Source organism: Cryobacterium sp. N22, assembly GCF_002929555.1.
GTDB lineage: Bacteria > Actinomycetota > Actinomycetes > Actinomycetales > Microbacteriaceae > Cryobacterium.
This window is the reverse complement of the sequence record NZ_PJJP01000033.1, coordinates 56,291-73,503: the sequence shown is the minus strand read 5'-3', so window position 1 is coordinate 73,503 and position 17,213 is coordinate 56,291. Positions and strand designations below refer to the sequence as shown.

Annotated in this window: 20 protein-coding genes; 10 read left to right on the top strand and 10 right to left on the bottom strand. The window is 69.2% G+C overall.

Features of this window, described 5'->3' with window-relative positions:
• Positions 1 to 5 precede the first annotated feature (5 nt).
• Positions 6 to 2,054 (bottom strand): ABC transporter ATP-binding protein, encoded by a 2,049-nt coding sequence (locus CXY76_RS08665; protein WP_104163922.1) that lies wholly within the window; start codon positions 2,052 to 2,054, stop codon positions 6 to 8.
• Between the two features lie 14 nt (positions 2,055 to 2,068).
• The gene (locus CXY76_RS08660; RefSeq protein ID WP_104163833.1) at positions 2,069 to 3,802 is read right to left on the bottom strand and encodes an ABC transporter ATP-binding protein; all 1,734 of its coding nucleotides are present in this window, start codon (positions 3,800 to 3,802) and stop codon (positions 2,069 to 2,071) included.
• Positions 3,803 to 3,927: 125 nt separating this feature from the next.
• Here CXY76_RS08660 and CXY76_RS08655 point away from each other — a divergent pair, with 125 nt between their 5' ends.
• Complete coding sequence (locus CXY76_RS08655) at positions 3,928 to 4,209, top strand: helix-turn-helix transcriptional regulator (RefSeq protein WP_104163832.1); 282 nt, start codon at positions 3,928 to 3,930, stop codon at positions 4,207 to 4,209.
• Positions 4,210 to 4,348: 139 nt separating this feature from the next.
• On the opposite strand, the gene budA is transcribed toward CXY76_RS08655, so the two are convergent.
• Complete coding sequence (gene budA / locus CXY76_RS08650; RefSeq protein ID WP_233199663.1) at positions 4,349 to 5,077, bottom strand: acetolactate decarboxylase; 729 nt, start codon at positions 5,075 to 5,077, stop codon at positions 4,349 to 4,351.
• 29 nt (positions 5,078 to 5,106) lie between these two features.
• Positions 5,107 to 6,027, bottom strand: coding sequence for a hypothetical protein (locus CXY76_RS19660; RefSeq protein WP_233199662.1), 921 nt, complete (start codon positions 6,025 to 6,027; stop codon positions 5,107 to 5,109).
• Positions 6,028 to 6,222: 195 nt separating this feature from the next.
• Here CXY76_RS19660 and CXY76_RS08640 point away from each other — a divergent pair, with 195 nt between their 5' ends.
• Positions 6,223 to 6,762: a universal stress protein gene (locus CXY76_RS08640; protein WP_104163829.1), complete on the top strand. Its 540-nt coding sequence runs from the start codon at positions 6,223 to 6,225 to the stop codon at positions 6,760 to 6,762.
• A 30-nt stretch (positions 6,763 to 6,792) separates the two neighbouring features.
• Here CXY76_RS08640 and CXY76_RS08635 read toward each other — a convergent pair whose 3' ends face one another.
• The gene (locus CXY76_RS08635; RefSeq protein ID WP_104163828.1) at positions 6,793 to 7,089 is read right to left on the bottom strand and encodes a PLDc N-terminal domain-containing protein; all 297 of its coding nucleotides are present in this window, start codon (positions 7,087 to 7,089) and stop codon (positions 6,793 to 6,795) included.
• Between the two features lie 218 nt (positions 7,090 to 7,307).
• Here CXY76_RS08635 and CXY76_RS08630 point away from each other — a divergent pair, with 218 nt between their 5' ends.
• Positions 7,308 to 7,949 carry a ScbR family autoregulator-binding transcription factor gene (locus CXY76_RS08630; protein WP_104163827.1) on the top strand — a complete coding sequence of 214 codons (642 nt, stop codon included), beginning with the start codon at positions 7,308 to 7,310 and terminating at the stop codon, positions 7,947 to 7,949.
• A gap of 94 nt (positions 7,950 to 8,043) precedes the next feature.
• Here the strand turns inward: CXY76_RS08630 and CXY76_RS08625 are convergent, their stop codons facing one another.
• Positions 8,044 to 8,475 carry an Ohr family peroxiredoxin gene (locus tag CXY76_RS08625; protein WP_104163826.1) on the bottom strand — a complete coding sequence of 144 codons (432 nt, stop codon included), beginning with the start codon at positions 8,473 to 8,475 and terminating at the stop codon, positions 8,044 to 8,046.
• A gap of 111 nt (positions 8,476 to 8,586) precedes the next feature.
• Here CXY76_RS08625 and CXY76_RS08620 point away from each other — a divergent pair, with 111 nt between their 5' ends.
• From CXY76_RS08620 to CXY76_RS08610, 3 genes are all read left to right on the top strand, one after another.
• Complete coding sequence (locus CXY76_RS08620) at positions 8,587 to 9,138, top strand: MarR family winged helix-turn-helix transcriptional regulator (RefSeq protein WP_104163825.1); 552 nt, start codon at positions 8,587 to 8,589, stop codon at positions 9,136 to 9,138.
• A 59-nt stretch (positions 9,139 to 9,197) separates the two neighbouring features.
• The gene (locus tag CXY76_RS08615; RefSeq protein ID WP_104163824.1) at positions 9,198 to 9,566 is read left to right on the top strand and encodes a GNAT family N-acetyltransferase; all 369 of its coding nucleotides are present in this window, start codon (positions 9,198 to 9,200) and stop codon (positions 9,564 to 9,566) included.
• An 84-nt stretch (positions 9,567 to 9,650) separates the two neighbouring features.
• Complete coding sequence (locus CXY76_RS08610; protein WP_104163823.1) at positions 9,651 to 10,064, top strand: Hsp20/alpha crystallin family protein; 414 nt, start codon at positions 9,651 to 9,653, stop codon at positions 10,062 to 10,064.
• A gap of 45 nt (positions 10,065 to 10,109) precedes the next feature.
• Here the strand turns inward: CXY76_RS08610 and arsB are convergent, their stop codons facing one another.
• Entirely contained in the window at positions 10,110 to 11,216 is a 1,107-nt protein-coding gene (gene arsB / locus CXY76_RS08605) for an ACR3 family arsenite efflux transporter (RefSeq protein WP_104163822.1), read from the bottom strand.
• A gap of 96 nt (positions 11,217 to 11,312) precedes the next feature.
• Between arsB and CXY76_RS08600 the strand changes: the two genes are divergently transcribed.
• The 3 genes from CXY76_RS08600 (at position 11,313) to CXY76_RS08590 (ending at position 12,998) form a co-directional block, all read left to right on the top strand.
• A complete protein-coding gene (locus CXY76_RS08600) occupies positions 11,313 to 11,663 on the top strand; it encodes a metalloregulator ArsR/SmtB family transcription factor (RefSeq protein ID WP_104163821.1) in 351 nt (116 codons plus the stop codon).
• Between the two features lie 49 nt (positions 11,664 to 11,712).
• Entirely contained in the window at positions 11,713 to 11,901 is a 189-nt protein-coding gene (locus CXY76_RS19395) for a hypothetical protein (RefSeq protein WP_158253867.1), read from the top strand.
• A 326-nt stretch (positions 11,902 to 12,227) separates the two neighbouring features.
• A complete protein-coding gene (locus CXY76_RS08590) occupies positions 12,228 to 12,998 on the top strand; it encodes a M23 family metallopeptidase (RefSeq protein WP_158253866.1) in 771 nt (256 codons plus the stop codon).
• A gap of 64 nt (positions 12,999 to 13,062) precedes the next feature.
• Here the strand turns inward: CXY76_RS08590 and CXY76_RS08585 are convergent, their stop codons facing one another.
• The 3 genes from CXY76_RS08585 to CXY76_RS08575 all read right to left on the bottom strand — a co-directional run bounded on the left by CXY76_RS08585 (position 13,063) and on the right by CXY76_RS08575 (position 15,945).
• Complete coding sequence (locus CXY76_RS08585) at positions 13,063 to 13,425, bottom strand: CHY zinc finger protein (RefSeq protein WP_104163818.1); 363 nt, start codon at positions 13,423 to 13,425, stop codon at positions 13,063 to 13,065.
• A gap of 167 nt (positions 13,426 to 13,592) precedes the next feature.
• Complete coding sequence (locus tag CXY76_RS08580) at positions 13,593 to 14,510, bottom strand: thioredoxin domain-containing protein (protein WP_104163817.1); 918 nt, start codon at positions 14,508 to 14,510, stop codon at positions 13,593 to 13,595.
• Between the two features lie 112 nt (positions 14,511 to 14,622).
• Positions 14,623 to 15,945 (bottom strand): GNAT family N-acetyltransferase, encoded by a 1,323-nt coding sequence (locus tag CXY76_RS08575; RefSeq protein ID WP_104163816.1) that lies wholly within the window; start codon positions 15,943 to 15,945, stop codon positions 14,623 to 14,625.
• A gap of 248 nt (positions 15,946 to 16,193) precedes the next feature.
• On the opposite strand from CXY76_RS08575, the gene CXY76_RS08570 reads away from it, so the two are divergent.
• Complete coding sequence (locus tag CXY76_RS08570; protein ID WP_104163815.1) at positions 16,194 to 17,207, top strand: LacI family DNA-binding transcriptional regulator; 1,014 nt, start codon at positions 16,194 to 16,196, stop codon at positions 17,205 to 17,207.
• The last annotated feature ends 6 nt before the right edge of the window (positions 17,208 to 17,213 follow it).

Below are 17,213 nucleotides of genomic sequence, written 5' to 3'. Positions count from 1 at the left end.
CGGGACTACTCGACCGGCACGGCCTCGGCTGCGGGCCCGGCCAGGGCCGCGGGATCGTCGGCCGGGTCCTCGCCCCGGAACTGGGACATGTAGAGCGCGTAATAGGCGCCGCGGCGCACCAGCAGGTCGTCGTGGTTGCCCTGCTCCACGATGCGGCCGCCGTCCATCACTAGGATGGTGTGGGCGTCGCGGATCGTGGAGAGCCGGTGGGCGATCACGAACGAGGTGCGGTCGGCCCGGAGTGCGGCCATGGCGTGCTGCACCAGCAGCTCGGTGCGGGTGTCCACCGACGAGGTCGCCTCGTCGAGGATGAGCAGCGACGGGTTCGCCAAGAACGCCCTGGCGATGGTGAGCAGCTGCCGCTCACCGGCGGAGACGCTGCCGCCGTCCGCGTCGAGCACGGTGTCGTACCCGTCGGGTAGCTGACGCACGAACCTGTCGACCATGGTCGCCTCGGCGGCGGCCACGACCTCCTCGTCGGTGGCGTCAAGGCGGCCGTACCGGATGTTCTCCCGGATGGTGCCGCCGAAGAGCCAGGCATCCTGAAGCACCATGCCCACCTGCGAGCGCAGTTCACCGCGGGAGAGCGCCGTGATGTCGACGCTGTCGAGCAGGATGCGGCCGCCGGTGAGCTCGTAGAACCGCATCACCAGGTTCACCAGGGTGGTCTTGCCCGCCCCGGTGGGCCCCACGATCGCGACGGTGTGGCCGGGTTCGGCCGAGAACGACAGGTCCTCGATCAGCGGCTTGTCGGTGCTGTACGCGAAGGACACCCGCTCGAACTCGACGTGGCCGCTGGTGCGCTCCGGCAGCTGGGCGGTCGGCGCATCCGGCTGCTGCTCGTCGGCGTCGAGAAGTTCGAAGGTGCGCTCCGCCGAGGCCACGCCGGACTGCAGCATGTTGGCCATGCCGGCCATCTGGCCGATCGGCTGGGAGAACTCCCGGGAGTACTGGATGAACGCCGTCGCGTCGCCCAGGGTCATCTGGCCCGAGGCGACCCGCAGCCCACCGACCACGGCGATCAGCACATAGGACAGGTACGAGACGAAGGTCATCGCGGGCATGATCATGCCGGAGACGAACTGCGCACCGAACGAGGCCGTGTAGAGCTCCTCGTTGCGCTTGTCGAACTCCTCGAGCATCTCCTTGTCGCGGCCGAAGGCCCGCACGATCTCCTGGCCGGAGAAGGTCTCTTCGATGTGCCCGTTGAGGGCGCCGGTGTTCTTCCACTGCGCGGTGAACAGCTTCTGTGAGCGCACGCCGATGACCCCGGCGATGATCGCGGACAGCGGCAGCGAGATCAGCGCGATGAGGGCCAGCTGCCACGAGACGATGAACATCATCGCGGCGATGCCGAGCACCGTGAGCACGGACTGGATCAGTTGGGAGAACGCCTGCTGCAGCGCCTGCTGGATGTTGTCCACGTCGTTGGTGACCCGCGACATCAGGTCGCCGCGCTGGCGGGTGTCGAAGTAGCACAGCGGCAGGCGGTTGAGTTTCTCCTCGATGTCCTGACGCAACCTGAACACGACCCGCATCACCAGGCCGTTGAGGATGAACCCCTGCGCCCAGGAGAGCACCGCCGCGATCGTGTACATCGCGAGCACCGCAATGATCAGCCGGCCGAGCACTGTGAAGTCCACGCCCTCGCCTGGCACGACCGTGGTGCCCTGGAGCATGTCGGCGAACTGGTCGTTGCCCGTGGCGCGGGCCTGGCTGATGACCTGGTCCAGCGGCACCCCCGCGGGCAGCTGCATGCCGATGACGCCGTTGAAGATGGCGTCCATCGCCTGGCCCAGGATCTTCGGCGCCAGCACCGTGAGCACCACCGAGACCACGACCAGGGCCACCACGATGATCATCTTGGTGCGCTCCGGCCGCATCAGCCCGATCAGGCGCTTGGCCGACGGCAGGAAATTCTCGGCCTTGCGGGCCGGGGTGCCGCCGAACATGTCGCCGTCCGCCTCGGTGGGGATGAACTCCTCGTCGGGGGCGCCGGCCGGTGCCGCCGCCGCGGCGTTGTCTGCGGCTGCCGCGGCTGCCCGCTTGCTCATTCGCTTGGCCATGGTCACGCCACCTCAACACTCAACTGGGATTCAACGATTTCGCGGTACGTGGCATTGCCTTCGAGCAGTTCCTCGTGGGTGCCTCTGCCGGTGATCACACCGTTGTCGACCACGAGGATCTGGTCGGCTGCGGTGATGGTCGACACCCGCTGGGCCACGATGATCACCGTGGCGTCCCGGGTCGCGTCGCCGAGCGCGGCGCGGAGGCGGGCATCCGTGGCCACGTCGAGGGCGGAGAACGAGTCGTCGAACAGGTAGACCTTGGGTTGGGCGACGAGCGCCCGAGCGATGCACAGGCGCTGGCGTTGGCCGCCGGACACGTTGGTGCCGCCCTGGGCGATGTGCTCGTCCAGACCCAGCGGCATCGCGCGCACGAAGTCGTCACCCTGCGCGATGCGGAGCGCCTCCCAGAGTTCCGCGTCCGTCGCATCCGCCCGGCCGAAGCGCAGGTTGGAGCCGATCGTGCCGGAGAACAGGTACGGCTTCTGCGGAATCAGCCCGATGACCTGGGCGAGCTGGCCGCGGGTGAGGGAGGACACGGGCACCCCGTCGATGGTCACCGCGCCCTGCTGGGCGTCGTACAGGCGGGCGATGAGGTTGACCAGGGTGCTCTTGCCGGCGCCGGTGGAGCCGACGATGGCGGTGGTCTGGCCGGGCTCCGCCGTGAAGCTGACGTTGTCGAGCACCGGACGTTCGGCGCCCGGGAAACCGAAGCTGACGCCGCTGAACTCGACGATCCCGGTGGTGGGCGCGGCCACTTGGGCGTCGCGGGCGATGGCCTGGCTGCTGACGGTGGTGAAGACCTCGGTGATGCGTTCGGCGCAGACGACGGCGCGGGGGATCATCATCACCATGAACACGCCCATCATCACGGCCATCAAGATCTGCAGGAGGTACTGCAGGAACGCCGTCAGCGACCCGATCTGCATGTCGCCGGCGTCGACCCGGTGGCCGCCGAACCAGAGCACCGCGGCGGTGGCAAGGTGCAGCACCATCATGATCACCGGGAACATCAGCACGAAGATGTTGCCGACCTTCACCGACACGGCGGTGATCGATTCGTTCGCCGTGCGGTACCGCTCGGACTCGAAGGGTTCGCGCACGAACGCGCGCACCACGCGGATGCCGACGATCTGTTCGCGCAGCACGCTGTTGATGCCGTCGAGACGGTCCTGCATCAGCCTGAACAGCGGCAGCAGCAGGAAGACCAGGAAGCCGACGATGAGGAACAGGACCGGCACCGACACCCAGACCAGCCAGGACAGCCCGGCGTCTTCGCGGAGCGCCATGATGATGCCGCCCACGCACATGATCGGCGTGGACACCATGAAGTTGAGGGTCATCAGCACGAGCATCTGCACCTGTTGCACGTCGTTGGTGCCGCGGGTGATCAGGGTCGCTGTGCCGAAGCCGCCCAGTTCGAGCGCGCTGAGCGAATCGACCTTGCGGTACACCTCGCGGCGCAGGTCACGGCCGATGGCCATGGCGGTGCGAGCGCCGAAGTAGACACCGCCGATCGCGGTGACCACCTGCACGAGGCAGACGATCAGCATGGTCATGCCGGTCGACCAGATGAAGTCGGTGTCACCGCGGGTCACGCCCTCGTCGATGATCTGCGCGTTCAGGCTCGGCAGGTACAGCGCGGCGATCGTGGAGATCAGTTGCAGCACGAAGACCCACACGATCCAGGACCGGTACGGTCTGGCGTGACTGAGAATCAGAGAGGTCAGTATCAACGGGGGTCCTCACAGTGAATGTCCGAAACCAAACGGCGACATGGCGGAGCAGCACCCCCGAGCCAGCTGAATTTTAGCAGGAGCGCACCGACACGGACCCCTGCCGAGCGCCTTACGCTGGGGTGATGTCCCGCACCATGCGCCTGAAGCCGAACGAACTGGTCACGGCGTGGCCGGACGGGCCCGCCCGCGACGCCATCGGGGAGGTCGCGCGGGTGTTCGCGGGCAACCTGCGGCAAGCCATCGGGTCACGGAGCATCCGCAGCGCGGCGGAGACCTGCGGCATGAACCACGCCACCCTCATCGGCATCCTGGAGGGGCGGGCCTGGCCGGATATGGAGACCATCGCCAAGCTCGAACGCGGGCTGGATGCGGCGCTCTGGCCGGGCCACACGCCGCGGCTCTGACGGGTTCGCGTGGTTGCGGGTCGAGGTCGGCATGCCGGGTCTACTTCGACAAGCTCAGCACGGCGTCGACAAGCTCGACCAGCGATGCGGGCGCGACCATCCGCTGATCGAGCCTGTCGAGATCCCGCGAGCCGACCGCTCAGCGGTGGTTTTCGGTCTGCTCGATCTGGTCGGCGAGGTTGTCCGGGCTGAGGTCGGCGTTCTTGAACTCCGGCGTCAGCGGCAGCTCCAGGTGCAGGTCGGTGCCGATGCAGATCTCGATGGTGCCGGAGTTCAGCGCGAAGTCGAGCACGTGGCCGCCGTGCTGCCGGTCGGCGTCGATGAAGTGCACGTGCCCGCCGGGAACCCCGATGCCCTGCCCGTAGAGCGGGGTGCGAAACCCCGCCACGACGCCGGTGGTACGGCCGAACTCCAGGGTCTTCTCGCCCCGGATGGCCTCGGACATGGGTTGGTACGGCTTCTCCTGCCGCTGCACCGCCCGCACCCGCACCCACTCGAACTCGCCGGTCAGTCGCACCGCGTAGAGGTAGTTGGCGCTCTGCAGGGTCTCGTTGATCAGCGCCACCGCCTGATCGCGGGTGGCGGGCCCGGCGACGGGGATGGTCACGGTGGGGACGAACTCGGTGACCACGGCGAACGGGCTCCGGTCTCCGGGCGCGGCGGGCGCCACCGTGCCGTCCACCCGCATCCGGTAACAGACGCCGTCGAGGATCAGCATCTCGCCGTCGAGCGCGTTGAAGGTGCCCAGGCCGAAGTCGCCGTGTTCGAGCAGGGTGGCCACGGTGGTGTCGCCGTCGTAGATGCCGTCGAGCAGGGCGCTCATCAGGCTGGTCTGGTAGACGAGATGGCGGCCGGCGGGGACGTCCACGATGGTTCCTCCTGAGCGTGCGGTGGGGGTTAGAGCGACGGGATCAGCTCGGGCACCCGGCAGGGCTGGCCGTGGGCGTAGTTGAGGCACGAGCCCAGGGCATCCGGGTACGGGTCGGGGTCGCCGGAGCCGAACCAGGCCGTGTAGAACAACCAGAAGTTGAGGTTGCCGTGGGTGGAGCATCCGTCGCCGTCACTGTCGGGCTGGCTGAGGGCCGCGTCGTTGGGCTGGTACGGCGTGTAGTTGTACAGATTGGCGGTGGCCTGGTTCTGGATGTCGACCGTGCTGGCGCCGCACTCGGCGTCGGGGTTGAAGCCCACCTCGGTGTCACCGATCTTGTAGGTGCGGTCGGGCTCCTGGGTGTACTGCCGGAACTGCCAGGCCGCGTTGTAGACCTGGTTGAAGAAACCGAAATACTCGGTCTCGCAGTCGGCCGTGTCGGGGCAACCGTAACCGGTGGCACGCAGGTAGCCGGACTCGGTGGGCCGGCTGAGCAGGGACTGCTCCTTCTGCAACAGCACCAGCAGAACGCGGGGGCTGATGCCGCAGGCCTCGGCGACCTTGCTGATGATGGTGCTGGCGTGTTCGTTCTCGTCGCCCCGGTAGGCGGCGCAGTGGCCCGCACCCGCGGCGGGCTGGTCGACGGTGCTCTCGCGGTACTCCCACAGGCAGGGCGAGCTGTCGGTGCGGATGCAGCTGCGCGACAGCAGGAACGACTGCACCTGCTTCTCGGTCATCGCATCGGCGTTGAAGAAGGTGTAATCGCTGATGATGCGGCCCGGCTGGAAGCCGGCCAGGTCGATCTCATTCGTGGCGATGGGCGCGGTGGGGGCCGCCGTGGCGGGTTCGGTGCGCGTGGCCGCGCCGACCAGGGCCGCCCCGGCCAGGACGACGACGAGAACGGCGGCCGTCGCCAGCGCGGGCAGGCGGTGGCGCTCGAAGAAGCTCATCCCCCGAGACTATCGAAGGCGTACGGACGTCGGGTGGGAGGCGGCTGCGAGAGCCGGCGCCGGCACGGCTCACCGGCTCTGGGCACCGAAATCCCCGCCCGCGATGCCCGGGCTCTTCCGGCGGCAGGCCGGGGACGGTTGAATGGGAGGAACCGCAGGAGTCGGACGCTCCGCCTTCCGCGGCAGGAGGTCACCATGGACGCTGACACGGGCACAGGCAAGGACCCGCGGGCCGAGGCAGGCGACGCGGCGGCGGTGCACGCCGAGGCGGCCGCGCAACCGGCGCAGGAGCCCGGCCCGCGCACGGGCATCGTCGTCGGGCACGACGGATCGGCCGACGCCAATCACGCCCTGACCGTGGCGCTCGATCTGGCCGCCGGCCTCAAGGTGCCGGTGACGATCGTGCGGGCCTGGACCATCGACACGGCTCCGCGCCCGGCGAACTGGGAATTCGGCTACGTGTCGTCGTACTCCGACTACGCGGGCGCGGTGCGGGAGCGCCTCGTGAACGACACCCAGGCCGCCGTCACCGAGCATCCGGGGCTCACGGTGGAGTTCCGGGTGGCGCTGGGCGGGCCGGCCAAGACTCTGATCGAGGTCTCGCGGGGGTCCCGGATGCTCGTGGTCGGTTCCCGCGGGCGCGGCGGACTGGCCGGGATGCTGCTCGGCTCGGTGAGCGAGCAGTGCGTGCGGCACGCGGACTGCCCGGTGCTCGTGGTGCGGCCGCGAACCTGATCCCGCCGGAGCGGGTCGGCCGGGTGCGGGTCAGCCGGCCTGGAGCCGGTTGCCCACCGCGAACCAGGCGAGCGCGCCGAACACCGGTGCGAAGACCACGGTCAGCACCCACCGTGTTCGGGCCGGTTCGCTCAGGTGCACGGCGCGGATGACCTGGGCGAGGGCGGCCACGATCAGCACGAGGGCGCCCAGGCCGGCCAGCACGATGAGCGTCACTCCGATCAGGGAGCCCAGTGCGGCGCCATCGATCGCGCCGCCGTCCAGAACGTCTGCACGCCCGAGCGTTCCCTGCCAGACGGTGGTGCTGAGTATTCCTGTGCTGTTCATTCGTCGGTTTCCCCTCGATCCCGGCAGATGGTGCCCGGCGGCGGCGCGGGGCGGATGATGCGGTCGTGCAATCGTCGTCGGCCGGGAAAACAGGTTCCCCCCGGAATGCTCGCCCGGCCTGGAGAAAGCATACCAAACGGTATGCTTTCTGGTGAGACTGTTTCGGAATTGGTCTCGGTGCCGCGCCGCCAGGCGCCTGTTTCCACTCGAGGAGCGTCATGACCCGACAGGCACGCGCGTTGGAAACCCGGGCGGTGATCATCCGCGCCGCCGCCGATGTCTTCGACGCTGTGGGCTACGGCGGCGCCTCGATGGCGGACATCTGTGTAGCGGCCGGGCTCACCAAGGGGGCGCTGTACTTCCACTTCGCGTCGAAGGAGGCGCTGGCCCTGGCGGTGATCGACGCCCAGCACAAGAGGGCGATCGGGCTCGGCGACGAGCTGCTGCACAGCGAACAGCCCGGCCTGCACGTGCTGCTGCAGATGACGTTCGAGCTGGGCAAGCAGGTGCGCGATGATCCGGTGTCGCGGGCCGGCATCCGCCTGACCATGGAGTCGAGCAACCTCTCGGTACCCGTCGTGAGGCCCTACGAGGACTGGATCGCGGCGTGCGCCGTGCTGCTGCAGCGAGCGATCCTCGACGGTGACGTGCGCGCGGATGTGGATGTCGCCGCCGCCGCCCGGTTCATCAGCCCGGCGTTCACGGGTGTGCAGGTGGTCTCCGGCGTGCTCACCGGCCGCGCGGACCTGATGCAGCGGATTGTGGAGATGTGGTCGTTCGTGCTGCCGAGCCTGGTGGTGCCCGGGCGCTGGGACGCGCTGAGGACCTTACCCGCGGAGCTGGCCGACATCTGGGGGTAGGGCCTGCCGTGCGCGCAACTGTTGCCCGTGCGGACAATTGGTTCCGGTACGCCGGACGCACTTGTCCGCACGGGACGCAGAAGTGGGCCGGCGGCTAGTCCTCGTCGGTGGCGACGCTCAGCAACACCTTGATGTTGCCGCTGGTGGCGCGGGAGTAGGGGCAGACCGCGTGCGCGGCCTCCATGGCGGCCTGCGCGGTGGCCGGGTCGGCGCCGGGGATCTGGGCTTCGATGGTGACCTCGAAGTCGAGGCCGGCGGCCATGCTGCCGACCAGGTTGACGGTGAGGGTGACGGCGGACTCCGACACGTCGACCTTGCTCTGGCGGGCGGTTGCCTTGAGAGCGTTGTGGAAGCAGGCCGCCCAGCCGCTGGCGAAGAGCTGCTCGGGGTTGGTGCCGGGCCCGCCGTCGCCGCCCATGTCCGCAGGGATCGACAGGTCGAGGTCGAGCTTGTTGTCGCTGGTGACGACCTTGCCGGTGCGTCCGCCCCAGGAGGTGGCGGATGCGGTGTAAATGGCCGTGGTCATGATTATCTTCTTTCGGGTAGCGCGGAGCACACTGGACTCAGCGTTCGACACGGAGCCGCAAAGTGCTTCGTATTTGAAACAACTTGTTTTCAGCCTAACGGAGGACCGACCATGGGAATTCCCGAACCATCCATCTCGGCCGACGAGATGCGTGCCTGGGCGGCCCTGTTCGAGACGTCGAACATCGTGCAGTACGCGGCCGACCGCAACCTGCGCGACTCCGTGGGCCTCACCCTCGCGCAGTTCGAGATTCTCCTGCGCATCGGCGAAGCCGGCACCGACGGTCGTCGCATGACCGACATCGCCGATTCGCTCACGGTCTCCCGCAGCGGCCTCACGTACCAGGTGGGCCAGCTCGAGCGGAAGGAGCTGGTGTTGCGGCAGCCGGCCCCCGACGACGACAGGTCGGTCATCGCCCACGTGACGCCGGCGGGCCTCGACCTGCTGCGGGCGGGCATCCCCGGCTACGTCGACCTGGTGCGGGAGATGCTCTTCGACAGGCTCAGCCACGCCGATCTGATGACCGTCACCGAGATCCTCGACGACGTGCGCCGCCAGCTCAAGGAGCAGCCGAAGCGTTCGACCTACCGGCGGGCGCGGCGCAGTGTCACCCAGGCCGGCGCGGATGCTGCGGACGCCGGCGCGGTGCCCATCACCGAGTAGCGCCGGAAGGGGGTGGCGCCAGGGGTTGCATCCGTCGACGCGCTGGGCAGACTGGGGGGATGAGCATCCCTTCGCACGGCGAGAGCCAGCCCGGTGCCGGCGAGCAGCGCACCGTCGAGCTCGTCGAGGACGAGCGTCGCTACGTGCTGCTGCTCGACGGGGCGCAGGTGGGCCACACCGTCTACGCCGACCACGGCGGCCAGCGGGTGTTCGTGCACACCGAGATCAGCATGGACCACTCGGGCAAGGGCCTCGCGTCGACGCTGGTGGCCGCCGCGCTCTCCGATGTGCGGGCGCGTGGCTTGCGGGTCGTGGCGCTGTGCCCGTTCACGGCGGCCTACCTGCGCGGGCACCGGGAATACGACGACATCGTCGACCCGCTGACCCCGCAGCTGAAGGCCGACCTGCGCGCGGCGCAGCTGATCTAGCGCCAGCCGCACGCCCTGCGCGGGTCACGGCGCGGGGGTACTCTGTGCAGCGAAAAACAGACCGAACCCCCAAGGAGATGCATCATGGCTGGTGGAGTGGCGCGCCGCGATCGATTCGAACTACCCGACTCCGTGCGACGCTTTTTCGAGGGCGACTGGGAATCCGCCGCCCTGCGGGTGGAGGAGTATCAGGACGGCAACACCCTCGTGGTGAAGGCCGAGATGCCCGGCATCGACCCCGACAAGGACGTCGACATCTCGGTGTCCGACGGGGTGCTGCACATCCAGGCCGAACGCCAGGAGACCACCGAGCACAAGGAGAAGGGCGGCTACCGCACCGAGTTCCGCTACGGCTCGTTCGCCCGGGACATCCCGCTGCCCATCGGCAGCAAGGACTCCGACGTCTCGGCGAGCTACCGGGACGGCGTGCTCGAGGTGCGGGTGCCCGTCGCCGAGCGCTCCGAGACGACGTCGAAGATCCAGGTGACCCGCGGCTGAGCCGGCGCCCCTGCCGCCGAGTTGCAGCGGGGCTCCTCTCGCGGGTCAGACTGCGGTCGGCGCCGCCGTTGTGCGGGGCGCCGCCTGGAGGGGCGCCGGCTCGTGGCCGAACAGCTTGGGGCGCAGCCACAGCGACACGTAGACCAGGGCGATGAGGGCCGGCACCTCGATGAGCGGGCCCACGATGCCGGCCAGGGCCTGCCCGCTCGTGGCGCCGAAGGTGCCGATGGCCACAGCGATGGCCAGCTCGAAGTTGTTGCCCGCCGCCGTGAAGGCCAGCGTGGCCGTGCGGGCGTACGGCAACCCGACCAGCCGGCCGGCAATGAAGCCCGCCGCGAACATCACCGCGAAGTAGACCAGCAGCGGCAGGGCGATGCGCACCACGTCCAGCGGCCGGTCGATGACCTGCCGGCCCTGCAGGGCGAAGAGCAACACGATCGTGAACAACAGTCCGTAGAGGGCGAACGGGCCCACCCGCGGCAGAAAGCGGCTCTCGTACCAGGCGCGGCCACGGGTGGCCTCACCGATGCGGCGGGACAGGTAGCCGGCCAGCAGCGGGATGCCGAGGAAGACCAGCACGCTCGCGGTGATCGCCCAGACGGAGAACTCGGCGCTCGTCGTGGCCAGGCCGAGCCAGGCCGGCAGCACCTGCAGGTAGAACCAGCCGAGGGCGGCGAACGCGATGACCTGGAACACCGAGTTGATCGCCACGAGGAACGCCGCGGCCTCCCGGTCGCCGCAGGCCAGGTCGTTCCAGATGAGCACCATGGCGATGCACCTGGCCAGCCCCACGATGATCAGGCCGGTGCGGTATTCGGGCAGGTCGGGCAGGAAGACCCAAGCCAGCGCGAACATCAGCGCCGGTCCCACGAGCCAGTTCAGCACCAGCGAGGACACCAACAGACGGCGGTCGCCGGCGACGGCGCGAGCATCCGAGTACCGCACCTTGGCGAGCACCGGATACATCATCACCAGCAGGCCCACCGCAATCGGCACGCTCACCGAGCCGATCGAGAAGGCGTGCAGCAGATCTCCGACGCCGGGCGTGAAGACGGCCAGGAGCAGCCCGAGTCCCATGGCGAGGAGAATCCAGACCGGCAGCAGCCGATCGGTGGTGCCGAGCTGCGTGGCGGCATGGGCGGGCTGTGTCATGGTGCTCCATCGGTCACGGCTGAGAAATAGATGAACGTCGATATTGAGTGTGGCGACAGCATCGATGGATGTCAATTCGCGTGGCAGAATGGGGGGATGGTGAACGTCGAACTCCTGCAGGCCCCCGCAGCGGCCGACTGCTGCCCGCCGCCCGCCCGCCAGGCGCTCGCCGCGGATGGTGCGGAAAAGCTCGCCAAGACCCTCAAGGCCATCGCCGACCCGGCCCGCCTGCGGCTGATCTCGATGGTCGCCGCGCACGACGACGCCGAGGCCTGCGTGTGCGATCTCACCGAGCCCCTCGGGCTGAGCCAGCCCACGGTGTCCCACCACCTCAAAGTGCTGGTGGATGCCGGGATCTTGTCTCGGGACAAGCGCGGCACCTGGGCGTACTACCGCCTGGTGCCCGGCGCCCTCGACGCTCTGGCCCAGTCGGTCGTCACCGTCTGATCCCTGGTTCCACTGGACCGGCCGAGCGGTCGCTTTGTAGAGTGGGGGCATGACAGTCGCCCCCGACCGCGCATTTCGCCGCCGCAGCACGCTGTTCGGTTGGCTGTGGAGCGTCGTGGTTCTCGGGATCGGCCTCTGGGTGAGCCTGGCCACCGGCGAGTGGATCGCCCTGTTCTGCGCGGCCGGCCTGGTGATCCTGCCGATCGGCGGCCTGGCCCTCCGCGCCCGACGAAGCTAACTGTCCCCACCGGGCCAATTGATGTGTGCATATGCATGCATACACACGGTTTACCCAGATAAATGACGTAACGTCACTTACTTGCGCCCGGAGCCGACGTCGTCGCCGTGTGCTGGATTCCCATTCGGCGGGGCCACTGATTTGGTTCCCGCCCGCTCCATGCCCTATCCGGCCGGCCCTGTTTCGTTACACGGGTCGCTGCCGGTGAGTGACCCTTTCGAGGTCTGGTGGATCCGCGTCCTGATCCGGCTTCGACCAGAAAGCTTTTGTTATGCCCTTTTGCACAGCGCACACCCTTGCCCACCTTTCGGCCGGGGATGATGCTCATGCGTAGGCGCAGCGGATTCATCAAGCCGCCCTCCCGCCGCCGACAGGCCACCGCCGTCACCGCCATGACCTTTGTGGCACTGCTCACAACGGCAGGCGCGCTGCCCGCGCAGGCCGCGTACCTGGACGCCGACGGTGTCGCCGCCAGCGCGGCCCTCGCATCCACCGCCAGGGTGGCCCCGGCCGCACCTGAGCAGAGCATCAGCGTGACCGCGGACGCACCCGTCGCCGTGCAGGTGGACACCTTCGCGGCCGAGGAGGTCGCACCGCCACCCCCCGTGGTCGTCGCTCCCGCCGCCGAGGCTGCGCCCACCGCCATTGCCGCCGCGCCCGCCGGGGCGAGCGTGCGCTGGCCGTTCCCCGGCACCGTCCGCATCTCCGACGGTTACGGCCCCCGCTCGGCGCCCTGCGCCGGGTGCTCGACCTTCCACGATGGCCTCGACATGAACCCCGGCGAGGGCACCCCGATCGGCTCCATCGCCGACGGCGTCGTGAGCTCGGTCACCGCGTCCGACGACGGCGGCCTGGGCGTGCACGTGATGATCGACCACGTCGTGGCCGGCCAGAACGTCACCAGCACCTACGGGCACATGCGTGCCGGCTCGGCCGCCGTGAGCGTGGGCCAGTCGGTCACGGCCGGTCAGGTGATCGGCAACGTCGGCAGCACCGGCCAGAGCACCGGGCCGCACATGCACCTGGAGCTCCACCTCAACGGCGTCACCGCCATCGACCCCTTCGGCTGGCTGACCGAGCACGCGGGACCGATGTAGCGAAGCCGGTTCGGTGCCGGCGCCCACTGGGCGCCGGTTGCCGGAACGCATGAGCGCAGGATGCTCACTTCGGCGGCGGCACCTGGAAGTACAGGTGGGCGTGCAGGCGGCATCCGTCGTTGAACGCCGACCCGCAGGCCGGGCAGGCGGACACGGCCCGGTACGCCTCGATCGTGAGGGTCTGCCCGCAGGCGCCGCAGAGGATGGCCCGCTCGGCCCACTCCGACGGCTCCCACTGGGCGGCCGGGTGCGATTCGGCGTCGGCGTGGCACTGGAAGCACGGGTAGAACCGCTCGCAGCAGCGGAACTTGATCGCGACGATGTCGGTGGGCCCGGCGTAGTGCACGCAGCGGGTGTTCGCGTCGACGGTGGCACCGTGGACGCGCGGCCTGGCCGTCTGCCGGCCGGGCGGGGCTTCGTGCGGCATGCCGGTCTCCTTCGGGTTCTGCCGTGGCCGTGGCCGCTTGTGGCGGCCGGATCCTGACGCAACTGTGGCCGGTGCGGACTTCTGCACCCGGTGTGCCGGGTGCAATTGTCCGCGCCGGCCACAGTAGCCGAGCGGGATGCCGTCGCGGGATCGCGCGGGTGGGAGGACTACTCGCCGGTGTCGGTGCCCGTGTCGGTTCCGCTGGTGTCGGTCGTCGCGGTGGCCTGCTCCAGCACGAAGGTCTCGAAGGCTGCGGCGTCGCCGAGGTCGCCTTCATACTTCACGCCCTGCACGAGCACGGTCGGGGTGCCGGTGAGGGGGCCGATGTCGGTGTTGGGCAGCGGGTTGTCCAGCGCGCGAGCGCTGGCGTCGCCCACCCAGTCGCCGAACTCCTGGTCGGTGATGCAGGTGGCCACGGACTCATCAGTGACGCCGGCCTCTTCCACCAGACTCACGAGCTCGGCGTTGGTGAGGCCGGTCGTGCCCTCGGTGGGCTGGTTCGCGAACAGGGCGCTGTTCACGTCGAGGAAGCTGTCCGGCTGGTAATTGGCCACGCAGGCGGCGGTGTTGGCCGACCGGGTGGAGTACTTGCTGCCGCTGGAGGACTGGTCGAGGATCGAGATCGGGTGCGTCTCGAGGGTGATGTTGCCCGCGGTGAGCCAACTGTTGAGCTGGGCGCCGTTCGTGGTCTCGAACTGGCCGCAGTACGGGCACAGGTAGTCCAGGTAGACCGCGATGTTCACGGTACTGGTGAGCTCGCTCACGTCGGTGGGCACGGGCTTGGCGTCGGCCGCGGTGGCCTTGGTCGCCACCGCGCTGATGGTGGTGCCGTCGCCCTGCATCAGGATGCCGTCGCTGGCCATGTTGAGCGGCCCGGGCGAGGGTGGCTTGACGCTGCCCACGATGAGGATGGCGACGATGGCGGCGACGGCCACCAGGGCCAGGCCGATGCCGCCCCGCAGGAACCAGCGGTTTCGCGTCTCGCGCTTCTTCTGTTCTTCCCGCTGGATGCGGGCGGTTTCGCGCGCGACCTCACGGCGATCCTTCTTCGGGGGGAGTGCCTGGCCGGGGGTTTTTGCGTTCATGGGCTATCTGTGCCGTTTCGTCGGGACTGGTTCTCACCTCGACCATATCGACCCGGTCTATGAGACCGGTCGCCGGGCGCTGTGAGCTAGCTGGGAGGGGAACGAGCGCTGGTTAGAACCAGGTGCTCAGGTGCGGGGCGTAGGCGGAGTGCAGCGCCGTGTCCAGCTGGATGGCGGCATCCGGGGACGTCTCGGTGATGCGGCCGGCACGGGCGAGGTCGACGGCGCTCGTGCCGCCGAGGTACAGCGACGCCAGGTCGGCCGCCGAGAGGGCCACCTCGACGGCGCCGGCCGGGGCCGTGCCGGTGAACGGTTGCGCCTGCCCCGTCCCGTCGGCGGCGACGGTGAGCAGAAACCGGCCCTGCGCGAAGCCGAGGTCGTCGGTGACGTCGAGCAAGTAGTCGCCCGGTGCCGCGTAGCTGCGGGCGCCGAGCGCCACCGGAACGTCGAGGATGCGCAGCCAGAGGTGGTCGCGTTCGCTGGTCTTGCGCACGGCACGGTGGTCGGAGACCTGCCAGGCCACCGGCTCGGAGACGCTGCGGAGGCCGGCGTTGATCTCGTTGACCATGTCCATCTCGATCACGAACCGCCAGAGCGCCGCATAGGCGTCGTCGGTGGCCGCGACGAGGTCGACAAGCTTGAGCTGGCCGGGATGGCTCACGTTCTGCAGCGCGATCTCGTAGAGGGCGAATCCGGCGATGGCGCCGTCTGCGTCGTCGTAGCGCACCGCGCGGATGCCGCGTTTGTGCGCGTCGGGTTCGTTCGGCAGTAGGCCGAGGGTGCGCTTCCACCAGATTTCGCGGCGGTCGACCTCGCCGGGGGAGCGGTCGCGGGTGCGTTCGAAGACGGCGGGGCCGTCGGCGAGCAGCGATTCCGGGCTGACGAACTGCACCCGGCCGGCCGGGGTGGGGCCGGTCCAGCGGGCCCGCTGGGTGTCGACGATGTACGAGGACTGCCGCGCCGACGGGCCGAAACCGTACCGGCCGTAGATGGTGGCCTCGGAGACCGTGAGCATGGCGATCGGCAGGCCGAGCCGCACGGCGGTGCGCAGCTCCGAGGTGAGCATGGCCCGGGCGATGCCCTGGCGGCGGTGGGTGGGCGAGACGGTGACCGAGCTGATCGCCCAGGTGCCCAGGGTGGTGCCGCCGGGAACGGTCAGACCCATCTCCCAGGACCGGATCGTGGCGACCGCAGTCTCCGGGTCGGCCTGCGAGGCGTCCCAGACGCCGGTGACCCGGTCGGTGGCGATGTCCTCGACCTGCACCTCGAGGGTGCCCTCGGTGGGCGTGACCTCGTGGAAGCCGCGGGCATCCGCCAGCAGCCAGCGCTTGAGGCCCGCCTCGTCGTCGGCGTTCAGCACCGCCAGTCTCAGGCCGCGTTCGGCGAGATTTGCGGCGGATTCGGGGTCGACGGGTGCGGAGGCGTTGGCATTCACCCGTCCAGCCTACTCACGCGGTTCCGGGTGTTCCCGGTGGGCGAGTGCCCTCTGAGTCTCGCGGATCACTTTCTTCCCCCCGGCAATTGACCACGCCGGAGCCGCCAGGGGCTGCAACGTTGTAATCGACCGGGTAAGTTCGGGAGTGAACAGACCGACGCGCCGAGCGCGGTGCGCTGGCCGCACGGAGCCGCGACCGCGACCGCGCGCACGGACTGTTCGCGGCACGGACCAACCAGGGGAGCGAAATGGCAGCAACACTGCGCGATGTGGCGGCGCTCGCCGGGGTGTCGATCAAAACCGTCTCCAACGTGGTCCACGACTTCCAGCACATCCGGCCCGCGACCAGGGAGCGGGTGCGCGCGGCCATCGACGAGCTCGGCTACAAGCCCAATATCTCGGCGCGCAGCCTGCGCTCCGGCCGCACGGGTGTGATCGGCCTGGCCCTGCCCGAGCTCAGCCTGAGCTACTTCGCCGAGTTGGCGGATGCGATCATCCAGGCCGCCGAACGCCGTCACCTCGTGGTGCTCCTCGAGCAGACCGGCGGTGGCGACCGCGACCGTGAGATCGCCATGCTCTCGAGCCCGCGGCTGCAGCTCACCGACGGCTTGATCTTCAGCCCGCTGGGCCTGAGCACCGAAGATGCCGCTCTGCTCAACGTGGGCTACCCGATGGTGCTGCTCGGCGAGCGGGTCTTCGGCGGGCCCGTCGACCACGTCACCATGCACAACGTGGAGGCCGCGAAGGCCGCGACCATGCACCTGATCAGCCGGGGTCGTCGCCGGATCGCCATCATCGGCGCGCACGAGGGTGAGGTGGTTGGTTCGGCCGTGCTGCGCGTGCAGGGCTACCGCGAGGCCCTCGCCGAGGCCGGCATCCCGTTCGACCCCGCCCTGATCTGCAACGTGGGCAGGTGGCACCGGGTGGACGGCGCCGAGGCGATGCGCGCGCTGATCGACACCGGGGTGAGTTTTGACGCGGTGTTCGGGCTCAACGACACCCTGGCGCTTGGCGCCATGCGGGTGGCCCAGGTTGCCGGGTTGCGGGTGCCGGAGGACGTGATGTTCATCGGCTTCGACGCTCTCGACGAGACCAAGTACTCGCTGCCGACCCTGTCGACCATCGACCCCGGCCGCGACGAGATTGCCGACACCGCGGTGCGCCTGCTTGTGCAGCGCATCGAGGAGGGCGTCACCCCACGGGTGCCCGAGGTGTACCTGGCCGACTACACGGTCATCGACCGGGAGTCGACGGCGGCGTAGCTCGGC